Annotated in this window: 13 protein-coding genes; 7 read left to right on the top strand and 6 right to left on the bottom strand. The window is 61.4% G+C overall.

The genetic code is table 11. From position 1 onward, the window contains the following. Positions 1-35: 35 nt before the first annotated feature. A complete protein-coding gene (locus OKW45_RS08220; protein ID WP_018425468.1) occupies positions 36-830 on the bottom strand; it encodes an IclR family transcriptional regulator in 795 nt (264 codons plus the stop codon). Positions 831-1078: 248 nt separating this feature from the next. On the opposite strand from OKW45_RS08220, the gene OKW45_RS08225 reads away from it, so the two are divergent. Beyond that, positions 1079-1843, top strand: coding sequence for an SDR family NAD(P)-dependent oxidoreductase (locus tag OKW45_RS08225; protein WP_018425469.1), 765 nt, complete (start codon positions 1079-1081; stop codon positions 1841-1843). 569 nt (positions 1844-2412) lie between these two features. On the opposite strand, the gene OKW45_RS08230 is transcribed toward OKW45_RS08225, so the two are convergent. Both OKW45_RS08230 and OKW45_RS08235 read right to left on the bottom strand, forming a co-directional pair. After that, entirely contained in the window at positions 2413-3654 is a 1242-nt protein-coding gene (locus tag OKW45_RS08230; protein WP_429467094.1) for a CaiB/BaiF CoA transferase family protein, read from the bottom strand. Between the two features lie 48 nt (positions 3655-3702). Continuing rightward, positions 3703-4497: a crotonase/enoyl-CoA hydratase family protein gene (locus OKW45_RS08235; RefSeq protein ID WP_429467096.1), complete on the bottom strand. Its 795-nt coding sequence runs from the start codon at positions 4495-4497 to the stop codon at positions 3703-3705. Between the two features lie 218 nt (positions 4498-4715). On the opposite strand from OKW45_RS08235, the gene OKW45_RS08240 reads away from it, so the two are divergent. From OKW45_RS08240 to OKW45_RS08260, 5 genes are all read left to right on the top strand, one after another. Then, positions 4716-5492 carry an enoyl-CoA hydratase gene (locus tag OKW45_RS08240; RefSeq protein WP_429467097.1) on the top strand — a complete coding sequence of 259 codons (777 nt, stop codon included), beginning with the start codon at positions 4716-4718 and terminating at the stop codon, positions 5490-5492. A 106-nt stretch (positions 5493-5598) separates the two neighbouring features. After that, positions 5599-6585: an NAD(P)H-dependent flavin oxidoreductase gene (locus tag OKW45_RS08245; RefSeq protein WP_429467099.1), complete on the top strand. Its 987-nt coding sequence runs from the start codon at positions 5599-5601 to the stop codon at positions 6583-6585. Continuing rightward, positions 6582-7769 carry a CaiB/BaiF CoA transferase family protein gene (locus tag OKW45_RS08250; RefSeq protein ID WP_429467101.1) on the top strand — a complete coding sequence of 396 codons (1188 nt, stop codon included), beginning with the start codon at positions 6582-6584 and terminating at the stop codon, positions 7767-7769. Before OKW45_RS08245 ends, OKW45_RS08250 begins: the two co-directional genes overlap by 4 nt. Before the next feature lie 13 nt (positions 7770-7782). Then, complete coding sequence (locus tag OKW45_RS08255) at positions 7783-9075, top strand: acetyl-CoA hydrolase/transferase family protein (RefSeq protein ID WP_429469313.1); 1293 nt, start codon at positions 7783-7785, stop codon at positions 9073-9075. A 50-nt stretch (positions 9076-9125) separates the two neighbouring features. Beyond that, the gene (locus OKW45_RS08260) at positions 9126-10322 is read left to right on the top strand and encodes an acetyl-CoA C-acetyltransferase (RefSeq protein ID WP_429467103.1); all 1197 of its coding nucleotides are present in this window, start codon (positions 9126-9128) and stop codon (positions 10320-10322) included. Between the two features lie 49 nt (positions 10323-10371). Here OKW45_RS08260 and OKW45_RS08265 read toward each other — a convergent pair whose 3' ends face one another. Both OKW45_RS08265 and OKW45_RS08270 read right to left on the bottom strand, forming a co-directional pair. Then, entirely contained in the window at positions 10372-10542 is a 171-nt protein-coding gene (locus OKW45_RS08265) for a rubredoxin (protein WP_429445465.1), read from the bottom strand. Between the two features lie 33 nt (positions 10543-10575). Beyond that, positions 10576-11778: a cytochrome P450 gene (locus OKW45_RS08270; RefSeq protein WP_018425478.1), complete on the bottom strand. Its 1203-nt coding sequence runs from the start codon at positions 11776-11778 to the stop codon at positions 10576-10578. A gap of 152 nt (positions 11779-11930) precedes the next feature. Between OKW45_RS08270 and OKW45_RS08275 the strand changes: the two genes are divergently transcribed. Next, positions 11931-12836, top strand: a complete 906-nt coding sequence (locus tag OKW45_RS08275; protein WP_018425479.1) for an SDR family NAD(P)-dependent oxidoreductase — start codon at positions 11931-11933, stop codon at positions 12834-12836. Positions 12837-12910: 74 nt separating this feature from the next. Here the strand turns inward: OKW45_RS08275 and OKW45_RS08280 are convergent, their stop codons facing one another. Beyond that, complete coding sequence (locus OKW45_RS08280; protein WP_429467105.1) at positions 12911-13732, bottom strand: HpcH/HpaI aldolase/citrate lyase family protein; 822 nt, start codon at positions 13730-13732, stop codon at positions 12911-12913. Between the last annotated feature and the right edge of the window lie 36 nt (positions 13733-13768).

Genomic DNA, 13768 nt, shown 5'->3' on the forward strand with positions numbered 1-13768 from the left:
CACCCGCTTCACTGCGCCGCCGACCGACTGGCGAGTCACTCCTCTTCTGCCTGACCCAACGCAGACGCCCGCTGTGCGACTCTGATCATGTTCTCTTCGAGCCGGTGACGTTCGCGGTCGAAGCGTTCGAGCGGCGCACCAATTGCCATCGCCGCGATGACATTGCCATTCGGTCCGAAGATCGGCGACGACACGCCGGCCGAATCCGGCAGTAGTTCACCGCGACTCACCGACAGGCCGGTTTCGAGGATGTGGTCGAGTTCGTCACGCAACGCCTTCTTCGTTGCGATCGTTTGCGGGGTGCGGCGCTCGAATTTGACCGTCTTCATGTAGTCGTTAACGAAAGCGTCCGGTGCATGGGCGAGCAGCACGCGGCCCGCAGCCGTGCAATAGAGCGGGCGACGCAAACCGATGTGCATTGAATAGCGCACCGATTGCTCGCTCTCGATCACGTCGACATAGGTGATCTCTTTGTGTTCGACGTCAAGGACACCGACATACACGGTTTCATTGGTGCTCTTCGAGAGATCCACCAGGAACGGGCGCAGTATCTTCGAAAAATTCCACGCGGCCATCACGCCTGCCGACAACCGGAAGATCGACGGTCCCAGGCGATAGCGGCCTACGTCGTGCATCAAGTACCCTTCCGCCACCAGAGGTCGCAGCAGATTGAGCAGGCTGCTCTTCGGTGACTCGAGAGCGACATTCAGTTCTGCTAGCGACATCCCGTCCGGAGACTTCGCCAGCACATCGAAAATTCCGAGGAGTCGGGTCAGCGAGCGCGGCCCGCTGACGTCCCGGTCCGCCGGCGCTGAGGTCTCTTTCAACATGATTTTCCCCATGAATTGACTGTATAGATTATACGGGAACTATTCACATAGTTTTACATCGATCACAATCTGGCACATTTTTACACCACCCGAATTCGGGAATACGCTAGGGCGCTCTCTCACACCGCTTGAGATATATTTGAACATCGTTCGAAAAACTGAAATGTGGAAGCATCATCTTCCAGACCATTTACGCAATACGCTCGCGCGTCGAACAGCAACATCAACCTTCACTTCTGGATTCACTCATGTACACGAAAAAACTGGCAGAAAAGGTCGCCATCGTGACCGGAGGCGGACAAGGCGTTGGACTCGGCATCGCCCTTGCGCTTGCCACCGAGGGGGCGAGTCTGGTCCTCACTGGTCGCACGGAGGCCAAACTCACGCGGGCTGCTGAGGAATTGAGCGCCCTCGGTTCGCAAGTGCTGGTCGTGCCCGGCGATACGCGCAATCGTGCCGACGCCGTGCGGACGGTCGAGCTTGCCGTCGAGCGATTCGGACGTGTGGACGCACTCATCAACAATGCCCAAAGCAGCAGCCCGGGGGTGCCGCTCGAATCCGTTACCGACGATGACTGGAGCAACACGCTCGAATCGGGCTTGTACGGCACGCTGTATTTCATGCAGGCCGCATTGCCGCGGATGAAGTCGCAGGGCCGCGGCGCCATCATCAACTTCGGCTCGCGCACCGGTATCGAAGGCCTCAAGGGATTCGGCGCGTACGCCGCAACCAAGGAGGGCATTCGCGGGCTCTCGCGAGTTGCCGCGCGCGAATGGGGCGTCTACGGCATTACCGTCAACGTCATTTGCCCCGCAGCGCTCACACCTGCCGCCGAAGCCTACCTCGAAGCCAATCCTCAGGAACGCACTCGCTATCTCTCTGAAATTGCGCTTGGCCGCTTCGGCGATCCTCAGCGCGATATTGGACGAACAGTTGCATTTCTATGTAGTGACGACGCTAATTTCATAACCGGGCAGACTATCAGTGTGGACGGCGGACAGTCAATGCTCTAGTGCGTCTTTTTGAACACGGTGCAATATATGAAACGTCCAGTTGCATTATCGCGAGCCTCGATCCGAGCAGTGAGCTTCCCGCCGGGCGCGTACCACGAAGCTTGAAGAGCGATCAGGTGGTTCTCCTCTCACACACTTCGCGAGAGCGTGTGGAGTTTGGCCTTGGCTGCGGGACACCGAGCCAAGGCGTTTTTTCGCCGTTACCTTTGAGACTCGATCTCGTCTGTTGAGAAATTTCTTAAAACCATTCCGACGTGAAGAACGGCAAGTGCACGTCCATCCAGTCGAACTCGCTGCGGCAGTTCGCCCAAGCCCAATGAGGTGACTTTCCGCTGCGCACGGGAAGGTCCGAACGTTGATGCGGACGCGAGATATTCGGGGCGTCCCTACCGGAGTGGATACACCCGAGTTCTACGTGGTCTGTACACACGATACGGCTGTTGCTTCTCTCAGTCGTCATGACTCCCCTCCTTAGCTGCAACTTTTCACCATCTCCTCGATCACCTTCTTCGCGTCGCTCGAACACGAGCACCACGTTGAACTTGCCGAACTCGCCGTTGATGTCCTTTCTATAGAATTTTCTTTTCGCGCAGGATATCGATATCCGACTGCGACATACTCAGCACATCACGCAGCACGTCGTCCGTATGTTGTCCGAGCATCGGCGGCGCCCCGTACGAATCGATAGGCGTGCCCGACATCTTGACCGGGTTGGCGACCATCCGAACCGCCTTATCCGTGAGCGGGTGCGCAACTTCGACGCACATCGCGCGTGCCTGCACATGCGGATCTGCGAACACCTGCTCCAGGTTGTTGATCGGTCCGGCCGGCACCCCGGCGGCGTCGAGTGCTGCGAGCAGTTCATCGCTCTGCCATTGAACGATCAGCGGCTCGAACACTTCGCCCAGCGCGCGACGATTCTTCACGCGCAGCGCAATCTCGCTGAATCGTGGATCGCTGACTAGCTCGGGGTGCCCCAGAACGTTACACATGCGCGCATATTGCTCGTTGTTGCCCGCCACGATCATGATGTCGCGATCGGCGCAGCGGAACATGCGGGACGGCATACCACCGTTGCCCTCGGTACCGCGCCGGATGGGAATCTGGCCTGAAACGAGATACTGGCTTGCATAGTGCGATGTGGCAGCAATCATCGCGTCCAGCAACGCCAGGTCGATGTACTGCCCCTGCCCGGTACCGCCTTGCGCCGCGTCGCGATGATAAAGCGCTGCGATGATCGCCGAAGCGGCGTACTGACCACACAGGATGTCCGCAAGACTGGGGCCGGTTTTCATTGGCCCGCCGCCCGGCACGTCGTCGCCGTTTCCGGTCACGCTCATCAGGCCACCCATCGCCTGGAAAATCGAGTCGTAGCCGGGACGCGGGCTATACGGTCCGGTCTGACCGAATCCGGTTATCGAACAGTAGATCAGGCGCGGATTGACCGGCTTGAGGCTGTCGTAGTCGAGCCCGTAACGCTTGAGGTCGCCAACCTTATAGTTCTCGAGCAACACGTCGCAGTGCGCCGCCAACGAGCGGATCAGCGCCTGGCCTTCGGCCGTGGAGATATCGCACGTGATCGACTTCTTGCCTCGGTTCGCGCTGATAAAAAACGTCGATTCGCGCGTGACCTTTCCCTCCCGATCCATCAGGAACGGGGGACCGAATTGCCGCGAATCGTCGCCCTTGCCCGGACGCTCGACCTTGATGACCTCCGCGCCGAGATCCGCCAGCATCTGAGCCCCCCAAGGCCCCGCGAGAATGCGGCTCAGGTCGAGTACGCGAACACCCGCCAATGCGCCTTTTGTCATAGCAAACGGTCCTCTTGAATTCACACCGGCTGCGCCGGAAGCCTTGCATCAGCGTCCGACGAACTTCGCCGTACGTTTTTCGATGAAGGATTGAACGCCTTCCTTGGCGTCTTCAGTGTTGTAGAGAAACTGCTGGGTCGACTGAATCGTCGCGTAAGCATCCTGCCAGCCTTGTCCCAGCGAGACGCGCGCGTTCTGCATCGTGGCCTGCACGGCTAGCGGTGCCTGCGCCGCGATTCGCTCGGCGATCCCGAGCGCCCGGTCAAACTCCTCCCCCGCAGGCACGACATCCTGCACGAAGTTCATGTGCCGTGCCTCGTCTGCGGTGAATTCGTCGCCAGTAAGCAGTACCTTCATCGCGTTGCCCCAGCCGGCTCGCTGCACCATGCGAAACGTCGCACCACAACCTGCCATGATTCCCCGCTTGACTTCAAGCTGGGAGAAACGGCAGTTGTCGGCCGCAACAGCCACTTCCGATGCAAGCATCAATTCGACCGCGACCGTGAAGCAGATTCCCTTCAGCGCAATGACGACCGGCTTGGTACGCAGCGGCGCGCGCAAGTTGAACGGATCGACCTCGCCTTCAGGAAGCAGCGATTTCCCTTCGCGGCGCAACGGCGCGACCTTTGGCATGTCGAGCCCTGCCGTAAAGTGATCGCCTTCGGCGTATACCAGCCCGCAAAAAATATCGCTGCTCTTCTCGAGTTGCGTGTAAGCCATCGCAAGCTCGGTGAACATTTTCGGCGTGAAACCATTGCGCTTTTCCGGCCGGTCAATGCCCATCAAGAGCAGGTTCCCACGCTGCTCAACGCGAATCTGTCCGTCCTCGTGACGAGTGGTCATGCAGTGTCTCCTCGCGGTGTTTTCCGGTTAGCAATTCTGACCTCCGCTCAATTGACAAAGCCGGGTCACACATTCAGAATCATAAACGTCGTTCACAAAATTGGCAACGCACGATACGCTCTGACGCTGCCGAGCGGCGCACCGCAGACACGCAAAGCATCGGCGAGCAGGCCCCATCCGGGCCCAGGTGTTCACCCTCATTCGTTCAAGGAAGAACCATGGCCTACGAGACGATCATCGTCGAAACGCACGGGAAAACCGGCTTGATCAAGTTGAACCGTCCGCAAGCCTATAACGCACTGAACAACCAGCTGATGGATGAGCTGACGGCGGCACTCGACGACCTCGAAACCGACCCTGCCATCGGCGCCATCGTGATGACCGGTTGCGAGAAGGCGTTCGCCGCCGGAGCCGACATCAAGATGATGAACGAATGGACGTACATGGACGTGTACAAGAATCAGTTCATCACGTCGAACTGGGAACGCACGTCGCGTTGCCGCAAGCCGGTCATCGCCGCGGTCGCGGGTCTTGCGTTAGGCGGAGGCTGCGAACTGGCGATGATGTGCGACTTCATTCTCGCCGCCGACAGCGCCCGGTTCGCCCTGCCCGAAATCACGCTCGCGACCATTCCCGGCGCTGGCGGCACGCAGCGCCTTACGCGCGCGCTCGGCAAATCGAAGGCGATGGAAATGATCCTCACCGGCCGCAGGATGGACGCCATTGAAGCCGAACGATGCGGCCTCGTGAGCCGCATCGTGCCCGCCCACACGCTCGTCGAGGAAGCGCTGAAAACGGCCGACGAGATCGCGCGATACTCGCAACCCGTCGTAGCGATGGCGAAAGAGTGCGTCAACCGCGCCTACGAATCGAGCCTGGCAGAAGGCATCCTGTTCGAGCGGCGTATGGCGTATTCGACCTTCGCCACAGAAGATCGAAAGGAAGGCATGGCAGCCTTCGCCGAAAAGCGCAAACCCCAGTTTCGCGATTGTTGAATTGCTAAAAAGCGCCACGCTGTCGTGGCGAACAAAGCCCGCCAGGTTACGCGCGTCACGCACATTCTCTGGCACCCATACTTCCTATCCAGGCTACAGGCGCGCGATGAAACCGTATGTCAATCGCATTACTGAATTACTCGGCATTCAATATCCCATCATTCAAGGCGGCATGCGCTGGGTGGCGCGAGCCGAACTGGCGGCGGCCGTGGGCAATGCTGGCGGTCTCGGCTTCATCTCCGCGCACACCCATGCAAGCGCCGATGCACTCGCGCGCGAAATCGACAGGGTGCGTTCGCTCACCGACAAGCTCTTTGGAGTCAACCTGACCGTTCTCGGCGCCAATGTCGGTCTCGACTATGACGCGTATGTGCGCACGATCGTGTCTCAAGGCGTCCAGGTCGTCGAGACAGCAGGCAGCAATCCGGCGAAATACATCGCCGAGTTCAAGGCACACGGCGTCAAGGTCGTGCACAAGTGCGTGACGGTTCGCCACGCGGTGAAGGCGGAATCGCTCGGCGCGGACGCCGTCAGCATCGACGGGTTCGAATGCGCGGGGCACCCTGGCGAAGACGACATCCCTGGACTGATCCTGATTCCCGCCGCCGCCGACAAGCTGAAGGTGCCGATTCTCGCGTCTGGCGGCTTTGCCGATGGGCGCGGGCTGATGGCGGCTCTCGCGCTCGGCGCGGACGGCATCAACATGGGAACCCGATTCATGCTTACGCAGGAGTCCCCCGTCCACCCGGCGATCAAGCAACGGCTGCTGGAAGCGAGCGAGCGCGATACGGTGCTGGTTGGCCGCTCGATCGGCGATTCAAGCCGGGTGGTCAAGAACAGCGTGAGTCTCGCCGCGCTCGAACTCGAGCGCGCCGGCAACGTGACGCGCTCGGACCTCTACGCGCTGACCGGAGCACAGCGCTGGATGGACGCATTCGTGACAGGAGAAGTGGAAGGCGGCGCCTTCCCCGCCGGTATCGTGACCGGCCTCATTCACGACTTGCCGACCTGTGCGGAATTGATCGGTCGCATCGTGAAGGAAGCCGCCGCGATTGCGCAACGCCAGCTCGGCTTCAGCGCTGCTCTGGCATGAAACTGACCGGCCTTCGCGTCGTGGACCTGTCGCAATTCATGCCGGGTCCGTTCCTCGCCGCCAACCTCGCCGATCACGGCGCGCACGTCGTCAAGATCGAACCGGTCACCGGCGACCCCACCCGCGGCGCACCCGGCACCGACGGCGCGTTCTTCGCCGCGATCAACCGCGGCAAGCGCAGCATCGCGCTCGATCTGAAACATCCGGACGCACGCGAGGTCGCGATCAAGCTGATGAACGAGGCCGACGTCGTGATCGAATCGTCGAGGCCGGGCGTGGCCGCTCGGCTTGGCATCGACTACGACACGATCAGCCGGACGAACCCGGGAGTCGTTTATTGTGCGATTACCGCGTTCGGCCAAACCGGCCCGCTCTCTCAATTGCCCGCACACGATCCGGTAGTTCAATCGCTTGCGGGCACGCTGCCGCGCGATGGCCGGGGAATCCCAATTGCCACTGGGCCGTCGCTCGCCGCGCTGGCCGGTTCATTGACGGCGTTGTCCGCCGTGTTGATGGCGCTGCTGCGCGCGCGGGAAACGGGGCGCGGCGACTACATCGACATGGCGCTTTTCGATGCGGCGCTCACATCGCAGCCGTATCTGAGCGGCCGCTTGCTCAACGCGCCGGACAGCGGATTGCGAGGGCCGACTGAAGGCGACAGCGGGCTTGCGTTGCTCGACACTTATGAGACCGCCGATTCGAAGTGGCTCTGCCTTGGCGGCCGGGAACACAGCTTTGCAACCAACCTGCTTACACCACTCGGCCGTCCGGATCTCGTCGCCGACGCGATCGGCCCAGCCGGTGAAGGCCAGATACGCGTCCGGGAATTTCTGACGCAAATCTTCCTGACTCGCACACTCGATGAATGGCTCTGCTGGTTCGAAGGCCGAAACATCAGTGTGGCGCCGGTGCTCTCGCTCGCCGAAGCGCTCGACCATCCGCATGCGCACGAGCGCGGAATGGTCCAGAGGGATCCGTCCGGACACAACCACGTTGCAAGCCCGATTCACTTCCGTTTGGAGCCTGGGTCGCCACCGCTCGCCGTTCCACAACTTGGCGAGCACACAGAACTCGTGCTGCGGAGCATCGGCTACAGCGATGAACGGATTGCGGAACTCGTCGCGACCGGCGCAGTACGTGGGCAGCACGACGAAGCCCTGGCCCTTGCGCAACCCGCCACCTGACGCAAACAACACCATGCCATTACTGCTAGAGGCGGACGCCGTCGATTTCGCGTCCATCATCCGCCCCGGCGATACCGTCGCATGGGGCCAATCGAACGCAGAGCCCCTTGCGCTCACGCGCACTCTACTTCAGCAGCGGCACAGCATCGGCGCGTTCCGGGTCTTTCTCGGCGCCGGCAACTACGACACGTGCCGGCCTGAGCACGCGGACTGCATCGATTTCGTTTCGTACTGCGGGAGCGGCTCCAACCGCGCACTGGCCAAGGCTGGCGCGCTTGATATCCTGCCCTGCCATTATTCGCAGTTGCCAGAGATGATGGAGTCGGGTCAGCTATCGATCGACGTCCTGCTACTGCAGTTGGCGCCACCCGACGCGCACGGCCGCTACAGCTTGTCCGTCGCGCATGAGTATCTGATCCCGGCGCTCGAGCGCGCGCGCGTCATCATTGCGGAAGTCAACGAACAGGCACCCTGGACTTACGGCGAGCGATACCTTCGCGACGACGACATCGACTTCATTGTCCCGACGTCGCGCGCTCTGCCCGACAGTTCGCCCAGCGCCGTCAGCCCGACGGAGCTGGCGATTGCACGGCACACGGCCGGATTGATCGAAGACGGCGCCACCATTCAACTCGGCCTCGGCGCGATTCCAGAAGCGATCCTCGCTTACCTCGGCGATCGGCGAGATCTTGGCATCCATTCCGGCACGATCGGCGACAAAGTCGCCGATCTGATGGAAAGCGGCGTGATCAACAATGTGCGCAAGACCATCGACACGGGCAAGACCATTGCTGGCGTGATGATGGGGGGGCGCCGCATACACGAGTTCGCGCATCGAAACGACGCCGTGCAGTTTCGTTCGACCCGCTACACGCACGATCCGAACGTGCTCGCAAGCATCGACCGGTTCGTCGCCATCAACTCGGCGCTCGAGGTCGATCTGAGTGGCCAGATCAACGCCGAAATTGCCAGAGGCGTGTATGTGGGCGCGGTGGGCGGCGCACTGGATTTCCTGCGCGGCGCGCGGCGCTCGCGTGGCGGCGTTCCTGTCATTGCATTGCCGTCCACAGCGGGCAAGGGCGCGACCCGCATCGTCGCGTCGTTGAACGGACCGGTCAGCACGCCACGCAGCGACGCCGCCATCGTGGTGACCGAATACGGCGTGGCCGATCTGCGCGGCCTGACGCTGCGCCAAAGGCGCGAACGCATGCTGGCAATCGCCCATCCGGATCATCGCAGCGCTCTCGATCAAATGGCGGGCGTCCCGCCTTCCAATCGCTTAAGAAGCGCGACGCTCGTCGGCTGATTGCAACCGCACCCGAATCAGAACTTTCAAACTTTGCAAGGAAACGTCCGATGAAACGCGCGGCAATTGTCTCCCCTGTACGAACGCCCGTCGGCACCTTTGGCGGTAGTCTGCGCAGCGTTTGCGTCGAAGACCTCGGCGCGCTCGTTGCGAATGAAACGATCCGGCGCGCGGGACTCGATCCCGCTCGCATCGACGACGTCGTCTTCGCGCAATCGTACGCGAACAGCGAAACACCTTGCGTGGGCCGCTGGATTGCGCTGCAGGCGGGCTTGCCCGTGGAGGTGCCGGGCATGCAGCTTGATCGACGTTGCGGCGGCGGCCTGCAGGCGCTCGTCACCGCCGCGATGATGGTGCAGACCGGCGCCGCCGACGTGGTGTTGGCCGGCGGCGTGGAAAGTATGAGCAATATCGAGTACTACAGCACGGACATGCGCTGGGGCGCACGGTCGGGCTCCGTCCAGTTTCACGACCGGCTCGCGCGGGGTCGCGAGCGCTCACAGCCGGAATCGCGCTTCGGCTTTATCTCCGGCATGATCGAGACCGCGGAAAATCTGGCCACCGACTATGGCATCAGCCGCGAGGCCGCCGACGAGTTCGCGCTGCGCAGCCATCAGCGCGCGGTCGCCGCATGGGAGTCTGGCCATATGGCCGAAGAGGTCGTGGCGGTCAGCGTTCCTCAGAAAAAAGGCCAGCCGCTTCCGTTTTCCAAAGATGAAGGATTCCGCGCCGACGCCAGCATGGAAAGCCTCGGCAACCTTCGAGCGTTAATGCCGGGCGGCACAGTCACCGCAGGCAACTCCAGCCAGCAAAACGATGCCGCTGCCGCTTGCCTCGTCGTCGCGGAAGACCACCTCGAAGCGCTCGGGCTCGAACCCATGGCCTGGCTGACCGGCTGGGCCGCGGCCGGATGCGAGCCATCACGCATGGGCATTGGGCCCGTGCCCGCAGTGCGGAAACTGATGACGCGCATCGGGCTCACGCTCGAGCAGATGGATCTTGTCGAAGTAAACGAAGCATTCGCGTGTCAGGTGCTGGCAGTCCTCAAAGGCTGGAACTGGCACGATACCGACCGGCTCAACGTGAACGGCTCTGGCATATCGCTGGGCCACCCGATTGGCGCAACGGGCGTGCGCATCATGACCACGCTGTTGCACGAGTTGACGCGCCGGAAAGGACGTTATGCGCTCGAGACCATGTGCATCGGCGGTGGCCAGGGTATTGCCGCCGTGTTCGAGCGCGCCTGATCCTGAGCGATGAAGCGCACGGCCTTGCGCCGTGCGCGCGCCCGCACGCTCAGGCCTCCACTTCGAACATCACGAAGTCGGCCTTGGTCGCACCGCACTCGGGGCATGCCCAGTCATCCGGGATGTCTTCCCAGCGAGTGCCGGGCGCGATGCCCTCCGCGGGAAGTCCCGTTGCTTCGTCGTAGTAAAAACCGCAAAAAATGCATTGCCACTTTTTCATGATCGTCGATGAGTCGTTGAGGGTGGGGATACTTCAGGGCGCTACGTCCCAGACGAGCGGCAGATAGAGCATGCCGTTGACGGAGCCCGAGCCGCATCGCGGCTTGTCGCCCTCGCGAATGCGAAAATCGGGAATGCGTTTGAGCCACTCCTGGAGGAAAACCTTGATCTCCGTACGCGCAAGGAACGACCCCGGGCAGCGATGCGGGCCGTTGCCGAACGCGGCGTGCAGCACTGGCTTGCGCGTCAGGTCGACGGCGAGCGGATCGCTGAACTTGCGGTCGTCGAGGCCAAACAGGGAGTTCGGCAACTGAATCTGGTCACCCTTCCTGAACTGGATGCCCTTGTATTCCATGTCCTGTGTGATGAGCCGCGCCGTATTCGCCACGCCAAAGCGCCGGATCAGTTCGTCGACCGACGACACCATCAGATCGGGATTCTCGATCAGTTGCCTCCGGTGCGCCGGATTCTCGGCCAGAAAGCGCGCGATGAAACCCATCATCGATGCGACGGTATCGAGACCACCGAACAGCACGACGATAAACATCCCAAACATGCGCTCGGGGCTGATCGGCTTGCCTTCGATCTGCGCGTTGGCGATGAGGCTGACGAGATCGCCGCCCGCCTCTGCCTTGCGCTTCTCCACCCAGGTGGAGATATAGCCAATCAGCCGGTGCTGGGATTCGTTGCGCTGCTCGACGTTGCCGCGCACGGCCCATTCCGCCCATTCGAGCAATTGTCCTCGATCGCTCAACGGAAGATCGGCAAGACGCAGGAAAATCACGATCGGCAGGATCTTCGCGAACTCCGAGACGAACTCGCATTCGCCGCGTGGAGCGATTTCTTCCATCAGCTCGATTGCGAGGCTGCGCACGTCGCTTTCCAGCGAGGCGATAGCTTGCGGCAGGAAAGCGGGCGTAATCAGGTTGCGGTACGCGGTATGTTCGGGCGGGTCAAGCTCGAGAGGCACGAGCTGCGTCTCGTTGAGCGGCGGGATGTTGACACTGCGATGCGAAAAATGGGTGTGGTCCTTCTGCATCGCCTCGATGTCTTCGCCGCGCGTGGCGATCCAGTGGCCGCCATGGTACGGGGACCAGACGATATCGGGCCCGGTGTGCAGCGTCTTCCACGCCATATGAACATCGTCTTGCACGCCTGGCGGATTCATATAGTCGAAATCGACCACGAGTTCTCGCGGAACATGGTCCGGCACGGTCCAGTCTTTCGTAGGGTTCATCTCGCGTCTCCTATCATTTGGTCGTCTTCGAATGGATGAGTCGTCACACTTTGCATCAACGTGCTAGCGTTCATATTATGCAACGCCGTTCAGTTTTGATATTATACCGAAGCGAGCTTTTTTACATCAACGCCTATCGAACGGAGACAAGAGTGAGCGATTTCGTCAAGGACAAGGTGGTAGTGGTAACGGGTGCGGGTGCCGGCATCGGGCGCGATTTTGCGTTGCAATTCGCGGCGAGCGGCGCAAAGGTCATCGTCAACGACCTTGGTCGCGACGCCGAATCCGGCCAGTTCGCCGCAGAGCGCGTCGTCGAAGAAATCAAGGAGGCCGGCGGGCAAGCGCTTGCCTCGACGGATAGCGTCGCCGAATGGGATTCAGCGCAGAAGATCGTGCAGGCCGCGCTGGACACGTTCGGCCGCATCGACTGTGTGGTCAACAACGCCGGCATCGTGCGTGACCGCATGTTCTTCAACATGAGCCTCGACGAGTGGAAGGCCGTAGTCGACGTGCATCTGAACGGGTCGTTTTTCGTGGCACGCGCGGCGGCTCCGCATTTCAAGGCACAAAACGGCGGCAGCTTCGTTCACATGACCTCCACCTCGGGTTTGATCGGCAACATCGGACAGGCCAACTACTCCGCCGCCAAAATGGGGGTCGTCGGTCTGTCGAAGTCGATTGCCCTCGACATGGCGAAATTCAACGTGCGCTCGAACTGCATCGCGCCGTGGGCATGGACCGCGATGACGGCCTCGATCCCCTCGGAGACGCCTGAGCAAAAAGCACGGGTCGAAATTCTCAAGCGCATGGAATCGCGCAAGATCGCGCCGCTCGCGGTCTACCTTGCGTCCGACCAGGCCGCAAAGGTTTCGGGTCAGATCTTCGGCGTGCGCGCCAACGAGATCTACTTCTTCAACCAGATCCGCATGATCCGCTCGCTGCATCGCGACGGCGGCTGGACGCCCGAAGCAATTGCCGAGCAGGTCATGCCGGCGTTCGAATCGAGCTTCTTCCCGAACGTGCCGTCCATGACGCTCACGCCCTGGGATCCGGTGTAAGCGATACCGTGTCACGCCCGCGCCACATGATGCGGTGGTGGCGCGGGCGGTGCGGCGCTCACCCGCCACACCGCTTACCCTTCCTCTGAACCTCGCCCGCTTTCAGACAAGCCAACGATGCGTCTCGCCTTGAGCAATACCGGCAAGTCCACCATCCGTCCATCTACGGACACCGCCCCGCCTTCTGCCCGCTCATACGCGTCGACGATTCGCCGCGCCTTGGCAATTTCATCCGCGCTCGGGCTGAACGTCGCATTGACCGCTGCAACCTGGCGCGGATGAATGCACAGCTTCCCGCCAAAGCCCAGCGATCGCGCCTTCGACGAGTCGTGCGCGAGCTGTCGTTCGTCATCGATTGTCACGGTAACGCCATCCACTGGAGACTGAATGCCCGCTACGCGGGAGGCCAGCACGATACGCGAACGCGCGAGCAGCAACGCGTCCCATGAGCCGTCACAATCCAGATCGAGCTCGAAGTCAACCGAACCGAATATGAGTCGCTCGACGCTGGGCATTCGCGCCACGTCCAGTGCGTTCCAGACACCCTCGGCAGATTCGATGATCGGCAATATGGGTTTCGCCGTTGCCGCCGCGACAGCGGCCAAAGCAGCCGGATTCTCAGCCTTGGGCAACACCACGCCATCGATACCATCGAACGCTGCGAGTGAGAGATCCTGCTGGAACCACTGCGTACCCGCTCCATTGATGCGCAACAGTACGCGAACCGCCGATGCCGAAAATGTTCGTACCGCACCGGCAACACGCGCACGCGCCGACGCTTTGTCCGCATCTGCGACAGCGTCCTCCAGGTCCACGATCACCGCATCGGCGCCTGCCGCGAGTGCCTTGGCGAATCGTTCGGGCTTGCTGCCCGGCACAAAAAGAAACGAACGCATAAGTCTCCCATTCAGCGTCAGGTCCGGCTACGGCGA

Source organism: Paraburkholderia lebeckiae, from assembly GCF_050436225.1.
GTDB classification, from domain to species: Bacteria; Pseudomonadota; Gammaproteobacteria; order Burkholderiales; family Burkholderiaceae; genus Paraburkholderia; species Paraburkholderia tuberum.

What these genes read in the sequence shown, in the direction of transcription:
- OKW45_RS08245 (WP_429467099.1), top strand. Translation starts at nt 5,599, where the DNA reads ATGAAACCGTATGTCAATCGCATTACTGAATTACTCGGCATTCAATAT.
- OKW45_RS08265 (WP_429445465.1), bottom strand. Translation starts at nt 10,542, where the DNA reads ATGAAAAAGTGGCAATGCATTTTTTGCGGTTTTTACTACGACGAAGCA.
- OKW45_RS08250 (WP_429467101.1), top strand. Translation starts at nt 6,582, where the DNA reads ATGAAACTGACCGGCCTTCGCGTCGTGGACCTGTCGCAATTCATGCCG.
- OKW45_RS08280 (WP_429467105.1), bottom strand. Translation starts at nt 13,732, where the DNA reads ATGCGTTCGTTTCTTTTTGTGCCGGGCAGCAAGCCCGAACGATTCGCC.
- OKW45_RS08230 (WP_429467094.1), bottom strand. Translation starts at nt 3,654, where the DNA reads ATGACAAAAGGCGCATTGGCGGGTGTTCGCGTACTCGACCTGAGCCGC.
- OKW45_RS08270 (WP_018425478.1), bottom strand. Translation starts at nt 11,778, where the DNA reads ATGAACCCTACGAAAGACTGGACCGTGCCGGACCATGTTCCGCGAGAA.
- OKW45_RS08240 (WP_429467097.1), top strand. Translation starts at nt 4,716, where the DNA reads ATGGCCTACGAGACGATCATCGTCGAAACGCACGGGAAAACCGGCTTG.
- OKW45_RS08220 (WP_018425468.1), bottom strand. Translation starts at nt 830, where the DNA reads ATGTTGAAAGAGACCTCAGCGCCGGCGGACCGGGACGTCAGCGGGCCG.
- OKW45_RS08260 (WP_429467103.1), top strand. Translation starts at nt 9,126, where the DNA reads ATGAAACGCGCGGCAATTGTCTCCCCTGTACGAACGCCCGTCGGCACC.
- OKW45_RS08225 (WP_018425469.1), top strand. Translation starts at nt 1,079, where the DNA reads ATGTACACGAAAAAACTGGCAGAAAAGGTCGCCATCGTGACCGGAGGC.
- OKW45_RS08235 (WP_429467096.1), bottom strand. Translation starts at nt 4,497, where the DNA reads ATGACCACTCGTCACGAGGACGGACAGATTCGCGTTGAGCAGCGTGGG.
- OKW45_RS08255 (WP_429469313.1), top strand. Translation starts at nt 7,783, where the DNA reads ATGCCATTACTGCTAGAGGCGGACGCCGTCGATTTCGCGTCCATCATC.